17 protein-coding genes and 2 rRNA genes are annotated in these 18,560 nt (G+C 41.3%); 9 read left to right on the top strand and 10 right to left on the bottom strand.

All coding sequences use genetic code 11. From position 1 onward, the window contains the following. The first annotated feature begins 5 nt into the window (after positions 1 to 5). Positions 6 to 1,061: a chorismate synthase gene (gene aroC, locus I6N90_RS12255; RefSeq protein WP_197935912.1), complete on the top strand. Its 1,056-nt coding sequence runs from the start codon at positions 6 to 8 to the stop codon at positions 1,059 to 1,061. 149 nt (positions 1,062 to 1,210) lie between these two features. Then, complete coding sequence (locus tag I6N90_RS12250) at positions 1,211 to 2,323, top strand: ATP-binding protein (protein ID WP_197935911.1); 1,113 nt, start codon at positions 1,211 to 1,213, stop codon at positions 2,321 to 2,323. 456 nt (positions 2,324 to 2,779) lie between these two features. Here the strand turns inward: I6N90_RS12250 and I6N90_RS12245 are convergent, their stop codons facing one another. Beyond that, positions 2,780 to 3,088 (bottom strand): hypothetical protein, encoded by a 309-nt coding sequence (locus I6N90_RS12245; RefSeq protein ID WP_197935910.1) that lies wholly within the window; start codon positions 3,086 to 3,088, stop codon positions 2,780 to 2,782. Positions 3,089 to 3,244: 156 nt separating this feature from the next. Between I6N90_RS12245 and I6N90_RS12240 the strand changes: the two genes are divergently transcribed. Further along, a complete protein-coding gene (locus I6N90_RS12240; RefSeq protein ID WP_197935909.1) occupies positions 3,245 to 4,204 on the top strand; it encodes a hypothetical protein in 960 nt (319 codons plus the stop codon). Positions 4,205 to 4,439: 235 nt separating this feature from the next. Here the strand turns inward: I6N90_RS12240 and I6N90_RS12235 are convergent, their stop codons facing one another. From I6N90_RS12235 to I6N90_RS12215, 5 genes are read right to left on the bottom strand one after another with little or no spacing between them, the layout of a single operon-like run. Further along, a complete protein-coding gene (locus tag I6N90_RS12235; protein ID WP_197935908.1) occupies positions 4,440 to 4,769 on the bottom strand; it encodes a nucleoside triphosphate pyrophosphohydrolase in 330 nt (109 codons plus the stop codon). A gap of 12 nt (positions 4,770 to 4,781) precedes the next feature. Beyond that, positions 4,782 to 6,008, bottom strand: a complete 1,227-nt coding sequence (locus tag I6N90_RS12230; protein ID WP_197935907.1) for an RtcB family protein — start codon at positions 6,006 to 6,008, stop codon at positions 4,782 to 4,784. Between the two features lie 29 nt (positions 6,009 to 6,037). Next, positions 6,038 to 8,623 carry a metallophosphoesterase gene (locus I6N90_RS12225; protein ID WP_197935906.1) on the bottom strand — a complete coding sequence of 862 codons (2,586 nt, stop codon included), beginning with the start codon at positions 8,621 to 8,623 and terminating at the stop codon, positions 6,038 to 6,040. A 3-nt stretch (positions 8,624 to 8,626) separates the two neighbouring features. Further along, a complete protein-coding gene (locus tag I6N90_RS12220) occupies positions 8,627 to 9,883 on the bottom strand; it encodes a class I SAM-dependent methyltransferase (protein WP_197935905.1) in 1,257 nt (418 codons plus the stop codon). A 40-nt stretch (positions 9,884 to 9,923) separates the two neighbouring features. Further along, on the bottom strand, positions 9,924 to 10,709 hold the full coding sequence (locus I6N90_RS12215; protein WP_197935904.1) for a nucleotidyltransferase domain-containing protein: 786 nt from the start codon (positions 10,707 to 10,709) through the stop codon (positions 9,924 to 9,926). 219 nt (positions 10,710 to 10,928) lie between these two features. Between I6N90_RS12215 and I6N90_RS12210 the strand changes: the two genes are divergently transcribed. Then, the gene (locus I6N90_RS12210; protein ID WP_197935903.1) at positions 10,929 to 12,254 is read left to right on the top strand and encodes a helix-turn-helix transcriptional regulator; all 1,326 of its coding nucleotides are present in this window, start codon (positions 10,929 to 10,931) and stop codon (positions 12,252 to 12,254) included. Then, complete coding sequence (locus tag I6N90_RS12205) at positions 12,229 to 13,035, top strand: WYL domain-containing protein (protein ID WP_197935902.1); 807 nt, start codon at positions 12,229 to 12,231, stop codon at positions 13,033 to 13,035. Before I6N90_RS12210 ends, I6N90_RS12205 begins: the two co-directional genes overlap by 26 nt. Here I6N90_RS12205 and I6N90_RS25260 read toward each other — a convergent pair. Then, a complete protein-coding gene (locus I6N90_RS25260) occupies positions 13,025 to 14,533 on the bottom strand; it encodes an outer membrane protein assembly factor BamB family protein (RefSeq protein WP_197935901.1) in 1,509 nt (502 codons plus the stop codon). The two genes, I6N90_RS12205 and I6N90_RS25260, sit on opposite strands and share 11 nt — an antisense overlap. A 166-nt stretch (positions 14,534 to 14,699) precedes the next feature. Further along, positions 14,700 to 15,062: a DUF423 domain-containing protein gene (locus I6N90_RS12195; RefSeq protein ID WP_197935900.1), complete on the bottom strand. Its 363-nt coding sequence runs from the start codon at positions 15,060 to 15,062 to the stop codon at positions 14,700 to 14,702. Positions 15,063 to 15,207: 145 nt separating this feature from the next. On the opposite strand from I6N90_RS12195, the gene I6N90_RS12190 reads away from it, so the two are divergent. The 4 genes from I6N90_RS12190 (at position 15,208) to I6N90_RS12175 (ending at position 17,480) form a co-directional block, all read left to right on the top strand. After that, on the top strand, positions 15,208 to 16,476 hold the full coding sequence (locus I6N90_RS12190) for an MFS transporter (RefSeq protein ID WP_197935899.1): 1,269 nt from the start codon (positions 15,208 to 15,210) through the stop codon (positions 16,474 to 16,476). Between the two features lie 370 nt (positions 16,477 to 16,846). Then, on the top strand, positions 16,847 to 17,005 hold the full coding sequence (locus tag I6N90_RS12185) for a hypothetical protein (protein WP_197935898.1): 159 nt from the start codon (positions 16,847 to 16,849) through the stop codon (positions 17,003 to 17,005). Positions 17,006 to 17,083: 78 nt separating this feature from the next. Continuing rightward, complete coding sequence (locus I6N90_RS12180; protein ID WP_197935897.1) at positions 17,084 to 17,242, top strand: hypothetical protein; 159 nt, start codon at positions 17,084 to 17,086, stop codon at positions 17,240 to 17,242. Positions 17,243 to 17,321: 79 nt separating this feature from the next. Further along, on the top strand, positions 17,322 to 17,480 hold the full coding sequence (locus I6N90_RS12175) for a hypothetical protein (protein ID WP_197935896.1): 159 nt from the start codon (positions 17,322 to 17,324) through the stop codon (positions 17,478 to 17,480). A gap of 81 nt (positions 17,481 to 17,561) precedes the next feature. On the opposite strand, the gene rrf is transcribed toward I6N90_RS12175, so the two are convergent. Together rrf and I6N90_RS12165 are read right to left on the bottom strand one after the other, a co-directional pair. Beyond that, positions 17,562 to 17,678: ribosomal RNA gene (rrf, locus tag I6N90_RS12170) — 5S ribosomal RNA — on the bottom strand. A gap of 126 nt (positions 17,679 to 17,804) precedes the next feature. After that, a 23S ribosomal RNA gene (locus tag I6N90_RS12165) occupies positions 17,805 to 18,560 on the bottom strand; the annotation flags it as partial.

The raw sequence follows: 18,560 nt of genomic DNA, 5'->3' as shown, positions 1-18,560 counted from the left end.
CTACTATGGCAGGTAATACATTCGGCGACGTTTTTAAAATAACAACCTTCGGAGAATCACATGGAGCGGCGGTAGGCGTTATTGTTGATGGCGTGACACCTGGTGTCGAAATTGATGAAGCTTATATTCAAAAACAGATGGATCGGAGAAAGCCCGGGCAATCGTCCGTAACTTCACCACGCAAGGAATATGATATTATCCACATCATGTCGGGCGTATTCGAAGGAAAAACAACAGGTACTCCACTCTTCGTCATGCTTCATAACCACGATATGAGACCTGAGGCTTACAGTGACATTCAAAACTCTTTCCGCCCTGGTCATGCTGACTTTACGTATTTACAAAAATACGGAATACGGGACCATAGAGGAAGCGGACGTGCATCGGGAAGAGAAACGGCTGCTCGAGTAGCTGGAGGAGCAATCGCTCGAAAGTTGCTCGAAAACCGTGGTGTGCAGGTCGTCGCATATTCTCAGGAAATCGGGGGAATTAAGTGCGAAACATTCGACGAAAACGTTATTGAACAAAATGCGGTTCGTGCCTGTGATCCTGTTGCAGCTGAAAAGATGATTAAAAAGATTGAGCACTTAGCTTCGGTAGGCGATAGTTGCGGCGGAATCGTTGAATGCCGTATTCGCGGAGTTGTTCCGGGTCTTGGTGAACCAGTCTTCGATAAATTGGATGCTGAGCTGGCAAAAGCGATGCTTTCCATTGGCGCAGTAAAAGGAATCGAATTTGGAGCAGGCTTTGCTGCAGCTTCTATGCTTGGCAGCGAGCATAATGATGAGATGAGTAGCGATGGCTTCCTTAGCAACCATTCTGGAGGAATCATCGGCGGAATTAGCACTGGCCAGGAGATCGTCTTCCGTATAAGTGTGAAACCCACTTCGTCCATATCTGTTCCTCAGAAGACGATAAACATAAGCGGTGAAGATCAAGAAATTCGGACAGAAGGTAGACACGATCCTTGTATTTGTCCTAGAATCGTGCCCGTCGTTGAAGCAATGGTCTGCTTAGTGTTGGAAGATCATTACAAACGACAAGCCGCTATGTTTGGATAAAAGGTACTCACTTTGTGGCCCTGCCTCCATCTCAAGTATGAGAACATTTCCATTCTAATACTGGATGTTATTTACAATCCAATACCACCATGTTAAGATATACGTAGTTACGTAACTACGTATATCTTATTTTAATGAGGTGATGTTAGTTGGCTACTACTAGAGATTATGGTGTGGAATTAGATTCTCTTGCAGGGGAAGTTAATGAGCTTAAACAACTGTTACTTCAATTTATTGGGGCTCGTTCTGCAAACAAGCCATCTCAGCTAAGTGAATCCAGAAAAGAAAGTTTCTTGCCGGATGCTATAGATGATCTAGGCGCAATCTTTTATTCCGGTCAACATCGTGGAACAAACGGTTTTAGATGGGAACCTCAACAAAGACGCATTAGTAAATTACTTGAACTCGATAGTGACAAGGGAGCAAAAGTGTTAGCTGCTCTCGGCAATAAGCAACGATTAGATATATTAACTACCGTTTTACGTGGGCCTCTCACTGGTACAGAAATTGTAGAGCAATTAAATATGGGTACTACTGGGCAACTATATCATCACACAAAAGCTCTACTTGGAGCAGACCTGTTAGTCCAAGAAGAACGAGGCGGTAGATATTCCCTCCCTCCTCACCGAACATTGCCTTTACTATTATTACTCTCTGCTATTTCTGATCTCGTTGATACAAGTAACTATATTGAGCTTTCTGAAGCAAGAAATCAGGCAAGCTCATATTTGGGAGAATCATCAGAAAACTATGATCCGAACCATCTTTTATGGGCTGTACTCGAAAATAGTGTACTTGAGCATGAAGCTGGCTACTGTTCAGAAGTAACGATTATTCTTCAGAATGATCGTAGCGTGACTGTCGCCGATAATGGACGAGGCATTCCAATTCAAGCTTTATCTAATTCTACTCCCCCCCCTCTCCAATCCATCTTTACTGAGATCGGACGCTTTAATAAGAGTGCAACTATCGTCGCTCCAGGTGGAATTAAAGGTATTAATATGCCTATAGTGAACGCACTTTCAGAGCGTTTGTCCGTGGAAGTTAGACGCGAGGGCAAAGTGTTCCGACAAGACTTCAAACATGGCATCCCGCAATCTGAATTACATGTAATCGGAGTTACAAAAGAGACAGGAACTAGTGTTACCTTTAAGCCAGATCAAGAAATTATTGTAGCTAGCTTTGATAGAGAGCAATTAATGAATAGGGTTGCTGAATATCAAGGAAGTTTCCCTAATTTGAGGATTAGTGTTTTAGAGTAGACTAGTTTTAACAAAAAAAAAAAGAAGACCATTCAAGCATACGATTCCTGTATGCTTGAATGGTCTCCTATATGCATGCCTCATTACTATCACTTTGAGGCGCCCCTTCCCTGCCGAAACGAAAATTTTGGTACTTTATCTCATCAACTTCTCTTTGTGATGTTACATTTTGCTAAAGCTGATTCTGATCTAATTCGTGCATATTAATTATCAGCGAATTTTCCAATTCAATCAAAAAATGTAGCGATATGATGATATTACTATAGCATTAAGTACCTTGATACAAGGCTGCCCTTAACTTCAGAGGGACTACAGAGAATAACAGGGTAGAATTACTTGTTTAAACACTACTTGGAGATGAACAACCATCAAACCATCATTGAATGTCTATCATGCTCCACTAAAAGATTCTTTGTCTTCTTTCTCAAATATGTAACCAATACCTGCTCCTTTTAATCACTCTTCATATGAACTATTGGAATATTGTTCTTTTTCCACCTTAACCCATTCCTTCAAGCCAGCTCTATCAGGATAATCAAGTTCATAATGTTGATTATCTTCTAATAGTTGACTTCCCTTTGTAGTTATCTGTGAATTTTTCAAAGAAAAATGGTCTCCTACTCTAAGGACCCTATCTAGAAATCCTTTATCTTGTAGAAATTGAATCATTTTTTTAAACTCCCACTCTTTAAGTCCGTAGTCGCTTGGTTCGGGGGTAAATCCCTTTTTTTGTATCTCTCTCAAAATGCTATAACCAGCCCTCATTAAGATCAACTCCTTAATTATTGTGACAAAAACAGTATACCATTTATTTAAAAATTTACATAATAGTATGTTTTTGGTATTATTAATTTCGTAGATATGTGCACTATCTTGAATTACTTTGATGACGATCAAAGAAACTTTTTTGGAGGTGTACTAGTGATTATGAAACATTTCAAAAATGCTATAGCAATTATTATGTCAATTGCTTTAGTACTCACTCTAGCCCCAATTTCTACTTCAGCTAAGTCATCACTCCCTCAAGATACGATTAATGCGATTTATTTTTCATCATTCGATTCCGCTACATCAGAGATCAAGACCGAGAAGTTACTTTCCGAACTAACAATCAATGCGTACCTTGATCAACTTGTAAAAAATAGCAACGATCCAAATGCTTCCTATCAACTAAATCGTATTACGAAGTTCGAACTTGAGCAGTTTCGAAGAATAACCAATAGTGTCGTTCCGACACATACACTTATTTTTAACTATACTAATAGTCAAGGAATTTCAACAAAGAGCGATAAATACTATATTAGTTATTCACAAGAACAAGTGAGTAATAATGTCAGCCCTATGTGGGTTGAATCAATTTTCGATATAGGGAGTTTTGTTCTATCCCTCAATGAGTTTAATCAAAATCCTTCGTTCTGGAGTGGTTTCTGGGTTGTTGCGGATGCAGCTGCAGTAGTTTTCCCTGGTATTCCTGCCGTTAGTGGTGTTAAAAGGATGATTCAAGAAAGTCCTAACGTTCTCAAACCTGCACTTTCAAAAGGAATACGTTCCTATTCTAGCCTTCAAAATGTGACAGCACCGGCTAATTATATGAATTTGGGATGGGAAAGACATCATATTTTCGAAAAACGCTTTGCGGGTAAGTTAGGTTCAACTGAAGCCAAAATGCTATCCATTTTCATTCCGAAATATTACTACCACCATCAAATTACACAAAAAATGGCTTCAAAAATCCCATGGTGGGAAGCACCTTTCTGGAGTAAAGATGACATTATTCAGGCTCATATCAATGCCTATAGTGAGTTGTGGGCTGAGAGTGGATTTACAGACTCCTACTGGGAGTTTCTTTTCAAATTTACAGAGTCAAGACAATACCAATAACTTACTCATGGTTGCGGGGGAAAATCCCCCGCTTCTATTCTTTTTCGATCCTTAGCATAATATGTTCGCTTGCTCATGATACTGTGGAGGATCTATTTAAAGACTAAAGATACATTCTCAAATTCGATAATACTCTATTTAACCTCTTTCCACTTACTCATCGGCATGTTCCGCAATTAGCTTACTCATTCCAACAATAAACCTTTAAATATCTTTTTCGGTAACTAGTACTACATCAAGAGCCGCCATCAACTTCAATAAGATACACCCGTTCCTGGAACCCACCTCGTTGCTCCGCTTTGTCCATACGTAATGATTCAAGCTGTTCCCAAGTCATACCATGTACCTTCGCTAAAGCTTGTATTACTTCTAATACATCAGCTAATTCCTCTAATGCTTCTGTTGCGTTAGCCGCGTTATTATATTCGCTAATCTCTTCACTTAGTTTCTTATTAAGCTCTTCTTTATATTGAACTTCATTTAGGATCGTTGTGCGACAGCTTTTACCTTTGGATTTGATAATGTGAGGAATCTTATCCCTTACGAGTTTATTATACGCAGGCATTTGGGTTGTCCCTCAATCCTTATAAGGATCAAACTCATCTGCACCCGCCATACACACCCCGATTGGTTTCAGAACGTGTAGAACATCTATCGTTTCTGCATGTGCATCCAATACTTCTTGAAGCTTTCGATACACGAATGGACTTTCGTCTGTTCCCGCTCCACGAAGCTCAATGCCAAAGTTGCGAACAGCCGTCATCATTTGTTCGGCAGAAATTTGTCCACCCGTACGTTTTCGCGTTTTCCAGTTCATCTTGCCCGCTGCTTGTGTACGACTCATCGTGCGTCCCGCTCCATGTACTGTGCTGTAGAAAGAATCCCTATTTTCGATAGAGTCCTTACCCTTCACAATAACGGATATGTCGCACATGCTACCTCCTATGAAACCCAGCTGACCTGGAGCCGACGGCGTTGCACCTTTACGAACGACGATGGCATCTTTGCCGCTATGCTTTTCCTTCCACGCGTAGTTATGATGGTTATGCACTTCGAAATCTGCTTCTGCACCAAGGATAGACAACACTTCATCCATCACATAATCTCGACCTGCATAAGCATAACGTCCTGCAATCTTCATCGCCCGGAAATACATATCGCCTAGTTCACTATCCAAATCAAGCAATACAGGCGGTTGATCCATACTCTCTCCGGGAGCATTTGCGAGAAAGTCTCTCCCAGCTGCCAGATTCAAGAAACCACTAGCCGTTTTGTGACCAAATCCACGACTTCCAAAATGGTTCCCGACCCACAGTCTGCCCGTCGTCACCTCTTCGAACAAATCCACATAGTGGTTCCCGCTTCCTACTGTCCCTAGCTGATCGCGGGCTAACGTCTTCAACTTGTCATGCTCCTGACGTCCAATTGCCTCATAGACGCTCCAATCTGAATCATCAAACAAGTCATGATCAACTTTATCCTTGTTCACTCGCCCTACCCCAAAGGACACCTTTCGAGCAATCCTATCCATCACCTTTGCTATTTTAGGTTTAATGTCCTTAGCCATTATCGTAGTCCGAACCGCTTTATTGCCGCATGCAATGTCGTAGCCTACCCCCGAAGGTGATATTTGCCCATCATAAGCGACTACCCCGCCAATCGGCTGACTGTAGCCTTTATGATGATCTGCCATAAGCAATGTTTGTACGACATTCCCATACTTTGCACATGTTTCTGCTTGTTGCATTGCACCCGGATCTGGATTGCCCCAGACCCGAACGCCATTAATCGTTTGGTAAGCCATTTCGTTACCCCTCCTATACTTCTACTATTCTATAATCTTGGATCAATCTCTTTTTCTTTAGCTACCTCAAACAATAAATTTGCTGCGATTTCCATGTACGCTTCGTTAGTCGATGCAATTTCATTTAATTTAATTGAAAGCAAACGTTGACCTAAACGATGTTCCTTAGCGGAAGTTCGTAACTTTTTCGAAACGTTCTTCGTTTTAATTAACTTTTTATATTTGTGAGGGAACTTATAATCATATCCGTAAATAATGGATAGATAATCTGGATTCCGCACTTTTAAGAATGGAACTACACGTGAATCATCATACTCAGGCTTAATGACTACACCTTCCATATGGTTCTCTACAGTAAGCTTGGCAAAAAAGTAAGCCGCCTTCTCATACGCATCAGAATCGTTCAAATCTAAAACAAGATAGTCATCATCAGACAACATGCTGTACATATCCGATGTACGACCTCCTGGCAACTGTTCCTCACCATTTTCAAGTACTTCTTTCAAAATAGCAAACGGCTTATATTGGGTAGCCGCATCTGCACCATATATATCTAACTGACGTCTATAAACATCATGAGCCTCTTTATGATCAGCAAGTGGAACATAAGCCTCCCTAATCTCACGAACATACTTATAGGTTTGGTAGACATGTGATCCATACTTATCGCTTAATGCACTCTTTGACAAATGATGCTGATCCTTCTCAAAGCCACTCGACTCAAACTCACTCACTAAGCGACCAAATGCATCTTCAAAACCGTGCTTTTGCAAAAAGGATAGCTCCGTATCAAGTGCTCTCTCGATCGGCTTAAACTGTTTTTGAATTAGTCCATCACCTAATGCCTTCCACGGTAGTAACTCCCCATCAAGAATAAGGACAGCAATATTGTTGATCATCATGTAATCGCCGAATTTGTTAAGAAGATTTTCATAGATTGGTACCATATCTACAGCGCTCACCTTATAGCCATTACGACTTACTGCATAACAATCTGCCACATCACGATGCAAGTAAACATTACATCTTGATCCCATATATTTAGGCTGTAATACGACCTCAGTCACACCATGACTAGTGAAATAGTCGAGTCCTCGCTTCAGCGACTCCAGTTCACCCGTTTCCTCATCCTTATCTGCAGGCGACATCGTTCCAGAAATAAAGTTAATTCCGTGTTTTACAGAATATTTTAATCTGCGAACAGCATCATAATCTAGCTCTTTGAGCGATACCTTTTTATCTTCTTGGAAAAGAGTAGGCAACGGCTCATCTAACACAACTTGGCAAGCTTTTTGGCTTTTAAAAAACGGTTTATACGTCATATGAACCGAAGTAAGCGCATTTCCATGAACACTACCCGTATCTAGATGAAGCTTATTTTTGATACGAAAAGCTTGTTTAGCTGCAACATGACCAAATAAATGAAAAGGATGATTACTGACCGCTTCTTCACGAAGGAAACTAAGTTGCTCCTCAGTTGGTGCTTCACGATCAAGTCTGAAATTACGCTGATGGCGCATCGAATTTGAATCGAGCTTGCCAATATATTTTTTCTGACATGGCGCATGCGTAACATAATAAGACGGGCCTTGCTTCCCAGCGAATCGATAAAACGGTTTCGACATCTCTACGAGATAAGTAAATTTTTCAAGTAAAGCTGCATCATCTCGTAATACTTCTGTCGAGTCAAAATAGGAATGTAACAGCTCGGAATCAACACCTTTAATGTCGCCACTCAAATATTTGTATACGAAATTTTCGTGGTTTCCGAGAACGAGTAGAAAGTGCGCTCTATTTTCATATAAGAATTCGATAATGTCTCGTGTTCCCTTTCCTTTATCGATCCAATCTCCAACTAAAATGATTTTAGTGTCTTTCACCTTTTCACGAGGAATCAGCTTCCCACCATCAATCACATAACCATGGCTTTTTAATAGCTCCTGTAAATCAAGCACACATTCATGTACATCACCAACAACAATATAGTTGTTCTCTTGAGGAAGGACGGTTGACAAATACGTTTCCCAATCTTCAACCATTACTTTATACGCACGGTTAGGCAGGTTTTCATCAGCTAGGTAAAAGTCCTTTGCCCTAACTTTATGCACCTTCCCATACCCTTCCCTTGTCAATACAGGCAGAACATCTTTGCGCAATCTCGTTAAATGTTGTGTAATGAGCTTCTTCGACCGTTCAGATGCATAATAATGGTCTCTTTTCCGATAATCGAACAAAATAACTTCTAAGTTATAATTGCTTTCACGAGCAACATCTCTTACTTTATTGCGGAAATCTTCCGCAAGTCCAGTCGTGTCGACTACAACAAATTCAGCATTAATCGGAAATGAAGTAACTAGCTTCAGCCTCTCAAACAACAACTGAAACGTATGCGAGCTTGCTTCCAGCATCACTCGATCGTACTTATCATAATCGTAGCCAAGTAGATCTTGACGAATACTGTCCGAGGACAAATATTGCACATTCGTTCTCACATTTCGGGAATCGTCTTCGAGCCTCAATTGAGGAATAAGCACTTCTTTTGCAAATGTCGTCTTGCCACACTCCGTCGAACCAATCAGCATAAATATGGTATGTACTTTCGTCCGAATTTCCACGTGTTACTCCTCCTTCTTTGAAATAATAATACCCTGCGTCGTATGAATATCTTCTACACTATCTCCGATAGCTGCAAAGGAATATTGACAGGGATAATCTTGAAGCAACCTAATAATCCATTGTTCGAAAGCTAGTTTGCTCATTTCCCACTTATGGTCATCATGACGGAATCCATCAAGCTCGTAATAACGGTTAAAATCAGCATTTGGCGTTGTAATGATCAGACGATCAAACGTTACGGACTCAAATATTTTGCGAATAAATGCCCCTGCCTCGTCTTCACTCATATGTTCAATCACTTCCGTTAAAATAACATCAACCGTGTCATGACTATATGATTCTAAAAAGTGATCGAGCGAGTTGTACGTTACGATGTTTTCGATTCCTTTTGACTCTGCTTTTCGCTTCACAACTTCAAGCAACTCTTCATTAATGTCTACCGCATAATACATGCCGTCTACTTTACCTGCATAAGAAATAGCATAAAACCCTTCACCGCATCCTAAATCTAAGATCGGCTTGTCGAATGCCAGCACACTAGAGATATAACTTCTACGTTGCGTCGCTGTTCCGCCATATTCAAGCGTCATCTCGTATCTAGCCGTTTGTTCGATGTATGCCTTATACTTTTTGAACCGTTCCCGAGTCGTTAGGAGGTTTCTTGCAAACAGGCTTCTAATAAAAAATGGAGCATCGATCACATTTATACTACGAATGTATTTATCGAGCACTGGTTCGGAAATATCGATATATTCGTTGCCCATTACAGATAGGAACAAACACATTACACTAACCGTATGCAGCAAATGATACAGACTCTTTTCTGTCGATACCGTTAATGAATAACTTTTATTTGCTTGCTGTTCGATCGTAATCGTATAATCCTTCATATGTTTTTGAAAAAATGTGATATATCGCACCCGTTCGATATGAATCAAATTAATAAAGAAAGTATGTTTATATCCCTCTTCATCCTGCTCCTTTAATGGCGAAGAAAAAAATTCATTAATCGCACTAAGCGGAAATAGTGGCGTGTTATAACGAGATACGTTCAAATATTCAAAAGTTTCGTTCTGATCCCGCTTAAAGGAAACATCGTTATCTGCATCTTTGAAATAAACATTAAATGTTACCTCATCTGAATACCAGCCATACGCTATTCCTTGACGAACGGCTCTAAGCAGCATTCCTGTCTCCGGGTTTTTCTTAATAAGGAAAGAAAACTTCGGATTTGTTGAGTTTAATTGTACAATTGCCAATCTAATCTTCCTCTCCTGATTTTATGAATGGAGTAACCGCTCAATATCCCCATACTTCTCGTAATGCTGATCTGAACAAATGATCTAGTTGCCAATCATTATTCGTCGCTTTTGATTTTAAAGATGCTGTTATTCTTTCAAAATATTGAATTTTATCGTCTAAGTACTCATTAATCGGGTTTATGCGCGGTTCGTAATCTAATTCATCTCCAGCTTTTTTCCTAACTAATAATTCACCTATCGAGGTTTTAAGCTCACTTCCATTAGGTAAAAGCTTCTCTACCAGTAAATCAAATTCCATAGGTGGCATTTCGTTATATCTTTCGATCCATTCACATGCGAGAATTGGCCTAAGCACATAAAAATACTTCTTAATCTTGACTTGGTCACCCTGCAAATAATCCCGATAATTGCCACGAGCCATATTCAAGTAGTGATACATACACGATACTGGTGAAAAGGTTAGCGGTGAAATGTCGCGAATTTTCTGTGCTACACTAAACTTCTCATCATATTGGATTGGCGATTGTAGCCACTCTAATAATGGTGGATTAGATTTGCGGAACAAATTTAGCGTCTTCTTCAAATCCCAACCACTTATGTCGAGCATGTCATTAATCGGTCGCTCGATAACGTCCCGCTTATCGAATATGGATAAATACCATTCTGGTTTTCTTATATAAATAAAACGTACATCGTAGTCGCTATCCTTAGAAGGGAATCCCCATGCTCTGCTGCCAGATTCGCATGCGTAGAGGATATATACTTGCTCCTCTGCCTCTATTAATTTCAGTTGGAGTTTGATTGTTTCATTTATATCGTTCATTATTATCGTCTCCTATGAGGGGAAGTGACTCTTCCATGTATCTGAACGAATCATTTCTTACTTCTGCTGTTTGTTTCTTGATGCCTCTATCATCGCTTATTTAGGGCTACCCGAACATGGTAAATGTATGGCGACGAGAAAAAATATCCATGTAATTTACAAATGGTTGGCGTTACAATAGAGTTTAGATCATTAATTATACGAGTTGGAGGTAACCTTGTGGCTAGAGAAAGCTTTGATAAAGAAATTCAGTTTCTTCGAACGCTCACGCTAGCTGGTGGAGCTTACAACAGGGGGCAGTTTGCCGCCCGTCTCGGGATTTCTGTACATACCTATGACAAAACATTACGTAATCTTAAAGAAATGTTGAGCACGCTAAAACAAAATCTTCCTTCCTATCAAGCTGCCGAGCTAACGGATGGATTACATTATAATTATTACGAGTCGGCAGATCCGCTACTACTTTTCCTTTTCCGGGCGAAATCGCTAAAGGAATCAGAAAGTGTTCGTTTAGCATTACTATTAAATGCGTTACAATCTGAGGAGCTTACCGCAAAAGACGTTATGGATATGTGCAGTGAACAAATGTCCGCTGACTATCCAGCCCCCGATGAAAAAACGATTCGTAACGACCTTAAATATTTATGCGATATCGGCGTTATCCACCGTGTGGATGGCAACCGTCCTTTTAAATATAGGGCTGCTAATGATTTAATTGATCAGCTAACGGATGATGAACTAATTGATCTATATGACTTCGTTGATGTGATGTCCAACACGCAGGTTCCGTCTGTTCAAGGCTATTTGCTTCGCGACACACTTAAAAAAGCATTAAGCAAACGTGGATTCAATTGGGATGTGGAAGAAACCCATCGTTACAAATATCATTATCATTCGCGAATTTTAGATGAAGCGCATTTACATACTATTTTTGGCGCTATTGAAAAACGAAGGAAGCTGAACTTTCTATACCTCTCTCCTAAGAAGGACAAAACCTATTCTTCTCAAAATACGAATCCTCTATTTGAACGGGAGACGAATGGGGTAACGGAATCTATTATTCCACTTCAAGTTATTTATGATCATCAGTATGGGCGTTGGTATTTAATCGGGCATCAATCCCGTAAAGGGCTGATGAAGTTTCGTATGGAAGGTCTCACTCAAATCGAAGAAAGCGAATCTGTTACGGAAGAACACTTTATTGAAGTTAGAGATCAAGCGAATGAAGCACTTAAAAATAGTTGGGTTACAGATACGCACCGTCCAGCCAAAATCGTTGCACGATTTTTTAATCCTGGTGGAGGTGGAGCAAACTTTGTTAGAGATCGTGTCGAAGCACAAGGTCAATGGGGAGTTATCGTAGAGGAATCTGATTCAACATTTCTTTATGAGATTACAGTGAATGGCATCTATGAAATCAAACCTTGGCTACGCAGCTTCGGATCAAGTTGCGAGGTGTTAGAACCACAATGGCTTCGCAAAGAATTCATTGCTGAATGGAAGGAGCTCCATAGCTACTATGAACCCGTTCGAGAAAATATTTAACTATCAAATCATCTCACGTCTCGACGATACAAAAACGATTGCACTAACCGCTCAAGAACGATCTTGGGTAAAAACGATGTTAGGTCATCCGACTGCGACAGATGCTTTTGCTCCAGAAACGTTACACAAACTTCAGAATTTGTTGCAAGACGAAGCGACCACTGAAATTAATAGCATCATTACGCAAAAAGCTAAAAGTAACGAGCGACAAATCTATCACCCTCTTCTTCGAGCACTCCGCCGAATGATTATGATGGACAAAGGAATTACCCTCTCGTTTCATATCAAAAATGGTGGGTTAAAAGAGAGGCAATCCGGTCTCCCTTATAAACTGGAATATTCCATGGTGAAGCGAGAGTGGTATTTACTCTGGTACAACACGAATACACGTTCACTTATGTCCACGAAGTTGCAAGGTATCGTAACGTATGAAGAGATTCTGTTACCCGCCAAGCGTATTCCTGATCTCAAAGCACGTATCACTAGATTGCAGGAACAACGTAAAAAACAAGCAGTCATTGAAATTGTCCCAACCTATAACCCTGAGTTGTCGCGAATATTGTATGCTTTCTCTTGTTTCGAGAAGTCAGTAAGTTATAACGAAGAGTCGAAAATCTATCATATCCGAGTTACCTATCTTGCTGACGAAAGTGATTTTTTATTATCCAAGATACGTTTTCTTGGCTTACGAGTTAAGGTCGTCGAAGGCGGCTATCTCATACATCGAATGCATGAATCTTCTACTAAAGCTTTAGATCGGTATGGGATTGTTATGGACTAGCCGTAAAGGAGCTGAAGTTGGTGAGAAAATCACCAACTTCAAACTTAGAAAAATAACTATCCGCAGAACCTAAGTAAATAGCTTCACCGTCACTGTTTATTAGTCCGTTTCTGATGTATGTATCTCTTGCTTCTGGAAATCCTAGCTTTACATCTTCAAGCTGGCCCTTGATACTACCATTATTTTTGTCTATATGTAATAAGTCTTCGCCGATCCAAAATAACAATGGTTTACTAGACATTATTTTTGCCGGTGATGGTGAATCAACATATCCAAGTTCTTTTGTAGCTGTTTTCCACACCATATGTCCTGTTATTATATCTACTGCGGTTGGTGCGCCATCTAGTGTAAGATAAAGTCGGTCACCATCAATAATGGGTCCTGACCCCCGACCGGCAATTGTCCATAATGGCTTCTCTTCTGCTATATTATAAAGCGTAGTTTCGAACGTGTTACCATATAGAAAATCACGCGCGTCAAGAGCCCTTTGAAGAAGTAAATACTTCTCATCGACAATAGTAACTACTTCTTTCAACTGTAATTCATATCGCGCTTGAACATTACCCGATGCCAAGTTAATTAACACGAGTTCTTTGCCGAGTCTCACCCATTCATAAGGCTGCTGGGATTGAAAAGGGTTCATGCGAAGTTCAATATACACGCCTGTATGAAACGACTCCTCCTGAGCATGAGAGACGAACTTATCGGAGCTTACTTCCCATTGCAAATTACCTGTTTGAGGTTGTAATGCAAACAACGTTTGTTCCTGTTTTAGCAAAATATATGGTTCTACCCCGTTATCATTCACTATTTTGAATTGTTCCTTATAGGACTTCTCCCACAGAACCTTTCCTGTTTCTGCATCCAGCGTAATGATTCGATTGTCTTCTTCGAAATCACCCCTATATAAAATAATGACATCTCGGGCTCCAGCCATCGTCCAATGCCCTTCTACTTCTATTGGAACTTGATAGCTCCACATCAGCTTCCCATCCGACAACCGAATATGATTCACAACATTACGATAGGTATCGCCATCGGAATCATAAGTGGTATACACAGATACACTTTTTTTCGCTTCGTCCAAAATAGTAAATGCCCAGCCATGACCCGCATCGATCTGCCATTTCGTCTTGCCTGTATGTCTATCAAGTATGTATATGCTGGAATTATCATGCATACCGCTTAAGCGCCCATCATCTCCTCTAACGATCAGTTCGTCTTCAGTAACTGCCTCTAAATATGTGAATGGCAACGTCCCACTATTTCGGAAGCTCCAGTTTACAGGAAATCGTACAGGTCGCGTTGCAAGCAACTCCCCGGAACCGAAATTTGTATTCGGTTTTTCGGTATTTTCGATCACTTCATTATTTAAAGATTCTGTCGGCGTTTGGATAGTCTCAGGTTGCTTTGCACAAGCTGCCATTAAACTTGCCGTCCCAAGTACAATAACAATAGATATGTAGAGCGTTAATCGAGAAGTATACGAATATCGCACATTGTCACCTCCATTATTTTACATATAGACGGATATGTCGACTGAAATGTTTCCACTAGAGATTACTTTTTCTACTTTAAACATAGAAAAACCCAGCTCATATGTGAACTGGGTTAACGAATTATTATCATTTAATTCTTTTCATTATAAATGTTAGTAATTGCATCTACATAACAGCAACAGCAACAAGCACCCAACCGATCATAAATGAAAGTCCGCCTAGTGGTGTAATGGGACCAAGAAATCTAGCTTTCGCCACACTTAACACATATAGACTGCCAGAGAACAATACAATCCCCGCTACCAGAAACCAGCCTGCTGTTAGGATAAGTTTTTCATCCGGAAATACGTTTGCAAGCAATCCGATCAAAATTAAACCTAAAGCATGTGCGATATGGTACTGAACACCGACCTCATATACTTTCAGCTTATCTGGTGCTATTCTGCTTTTCAGCGCATGTGCACCGAATGCACCGATAGCAACCGCCAAAACCATCAAAACACTACCTAAAATAACAAACGTTTGCATTACTATTACCCTCCTAATTGGTTACTTATGTTAAGCATATCATGATTAGATGATGGAGGGAATTATACCTCTCAATTCTCTATTGATTTACTGCTCATCGAGTAGTAAGGTAGGTGGATTGGATGAAGCAACAGGGGGATGCTACATGAGTATTATTCAATCTACCACTACCGAGTGGAAGGGCTGGTCACGAAATATTCGTCTGTTCTTTTTAGCAAATATGCTCTACCAGATCGGCACGGGGATGTTTTCCGTACTTTACAACTTGTACATTCATGAACTTGGTTATGCCGATGCTATGAGTGGAAAAATCGTTAGTATGCAATCACTCGCAACAGCGCTATGTTTTATTCCTATTGGGATATTCGGAGATCGTACAAGCCGCAAGCGGCTGCTTGTCGTCGGGGCTTTATGCAGTGGTATCGTATTAGCAGGCCGCTCATTATTCGAGACAGAAGGCAGTTTGCTTATTCTCGCCGTTCTAACCGGTATATTCGCCGCTATCTTTCAAGTGCTTGCCATTCCGTTCCTTGCAGAAAATATAGCCAAAAAAGACCGTCTGCGCATATTCAGTATCTATTCTGCCTTTGTGCTTGCTTCTCAAGTTGCCGGCAGCCTTGGCGGGGGAATTGTTGCAGACATTTTGCAAGCTGCAGGAGTAGATAAGCTCCTCTCTTTTAAAATTGTGTTACTACTGGGCAGTCTAGCGACAATAGCAGCTTTTGTACCCATTCAGTCGATAAGAGAAGCTAAACGTACAGAAAAACAGGCCATTGAAGAGTCTAACGAAGTTAACGAGGACACGACAACAGGACAAAGGGATCGATCAAATGGAGATATCTCTTTCATTACTAAATTTGCAGCTATTCAACTCATGATTGGTATAGGTTCTGGTCTAGTCGTTCCATATTTAAATTTATATTTCACGAACCGTTTTACTATATCACTTAGTGCTATGAGTCTCTTGCTGTCATTAGGACAAGTAATGACGATCATCTCTATGCTGATTGGTCCTACGCTAGCAAATCGGGTTGGTCAAGTGAGAGCAATCGTTATTTTCCAAACACTCTCGCTTCCTTTCCTACTACTAACAGGATTTACGAATCTATTACTCGTAGCCTCGATTAGCTTTTTATTCAGACAAGCACTAATGAATGCAGCTAATCCATTACAATCTGCGATACTAATTGATCGCGTTTCTGCCAAAAGACGGAGTTTAGCTAATTCCTGTATGCAAACAGCCTTTATGCTTGGATGGGCTACGATGGGACCCGTTCATTCCTATCTTATAGCTACTTACGGTTATTATTGGGGGTATGCAATAACATTCAGCATTACGGGAGCATTGTATGTCAGTGCGTCTATGATTTTCTTAATGCTGTTTCGTGAGAAACGTGTCGTGTTATCGAAATAAACAAATTTATACCCATTTCTGACCTCATCTGAGTCACTTTCTTCACATTAAAAAACCTATCGCAAACAATTGCGGTAGGTTTTTCGAGTATGATAGGTTCTTCGAGCATGATAACTTCTTCTATTCAGCACCAGATGAATCTTCAGTCTAATCTTAAATGTTCCGAATTTAAGCGGAACAAACGCATATTTACGCTTAGAAAGTGATAAAATGAGGAATTTCATAATAATAATCGTATTTTTACACTTAATAGAAGTAAATTTCGACCTTAAGCAGAAAATAGACGTATATATACGCTTAGAATGAGGGCTTTAAATGAAGACTTTGTATGAGAAATTAGAATATGGAGTAAATTGTAGGTAGTTTATTCGTGCTTGGCAACGTCCATACCGCACCGGATGAATTAGCATCTCGAGCTACATCACGGTCGGCATCTAAACCTTCCGCTAAAAACCGAGTCAGCTACGCCGAGTTACTTCGATTAAAAGGTTTAGATACTCTTCCAGTAGGGAGAAGAACGTTGCCATAGGAATGCGCATTGGCATAGCCAACATGCACATTTCTGTACGCACAAAAAACTACCGCAGTTAGATGCGGTAGTTTATTCGTGCTTGGCAACGTCCATTCCGCACCGGATGAATTAGCATCTCGAGCTACATCACGGTCGGCATCTAAACCTTCCGCTAAAAACCGGGTCAGTTATGCCGAGTTACTTCGATCAAAAGGGTTAGATACTCTCCCAGTAGGGAGAAGAACGTTGCCGTAGGAATGCGCATTGGCATAGCCAACATGCACATTTCTGCACGCACAAAAAAACTACCGCAGTTAGATGCGGTAGTTTATTCGTGCTTGGCAACGGCCATTCCGCACCGGATGAACCAGCATCTCGAGCTACTTCACGGTCGGCATCTAAACCTTCCGCTAAAAACCGAGTCAGCTACGCCGAGTTACTTCGATCAAAAGGGTTAGATACTCTCCCAGTAGGGAGAAGAACGTTGCCATAGGAATGCGCATTGGCATAGCCAACATGCACATTTCTGTACGCACAAAAAAACTACCGCAGTTAGATGCGGTAGTTTATTCGTGCTTGGCAACGTCCTACTCTCCCAGGACCCTGCGGTCCAAGTACCATCGGCGCTGAAGGGCTTAACGGTCGTGTTCGATATGGGAACGCGTGGTTCCCCTTCGCCATCGCCACCAAACGTGACATTTGCTCGTGGCAAACATCTGCTTCAAAGCGTTTTGCGCCCTGAAAACTGGATACGAAAGATCTTGCTTGAATGTCTTTAGCTGTTTGCTTACAAGTTGTATGACCTATATAAGCGTATTAGGATAAGCCCTCGACCGATTAGTATTCGTCAGCTCCGTACATTACTGCACTTCCACCCCGAACCTATCAACCTCGTCGTCTTCAAGGGGTCTTACATACTGGGAAATCTCATCTTGAGGGGGGCTTCACGCTTAGATGCTTTCAGCGCTTATCCCGTCCGTACTTGGCTACCCAGCGGTGCTCCTGGCGGAACAACTGGTACACCAGCGGTACGTCCATCCCGGTCCTCTCGTACTAAGGACAGCTCCTCTCAAATTTCCTACGCCCGCGACAGATAGGGACCGAACTGTCTCACGACGTTCTGAACCCAGCTCGCGTACCGCTTTAATGGGCGAACAGCCCAACCCTTGGGACCTACTTCAGCCCCAGGATGCGATGAGCCGACATCGAGGTGCCAAACCTCCCCGTCGATGTGGACTCTTGGGGGAGATAAGCCTGTTATCCCCAGGGTAGCTTTTATCCGTTGAGCGATGGCCCTTCCATTCGGTACCACCGGATCACTAAGCCCGACTTTCGTCCCTGCTCGACTTGTAGGTCTCGCAGTCAAGCTCCCTTATGCCTTTGCACTCTTCGAATGATTTCCAACCATTCTGAGGGAACCTTTGGGCGCCTCCGTTACATTTTAGGAGGCGAYCGCCCCAGTCAAACTGCCCGCCTGACACGGTCCCTCTACCGGTTTCACGGTAGTAGGTTAGAACTCCGATACGATCAGGGTGGTATCCCAACGTCGCCTCCACACAAGCTGGCGCTCATG

The organism is Paenibacillus sp. GSMTC-2017 (assembly GCF_016019935.1).
GTDB lineage: Bacteria > Bacillota > Bacilli > Paenibacillales > Paenibacillaceae > Pristimantibacillus.
This window is presented reverse-complemented; position numbering and strand designations above follow the sequence as displayed.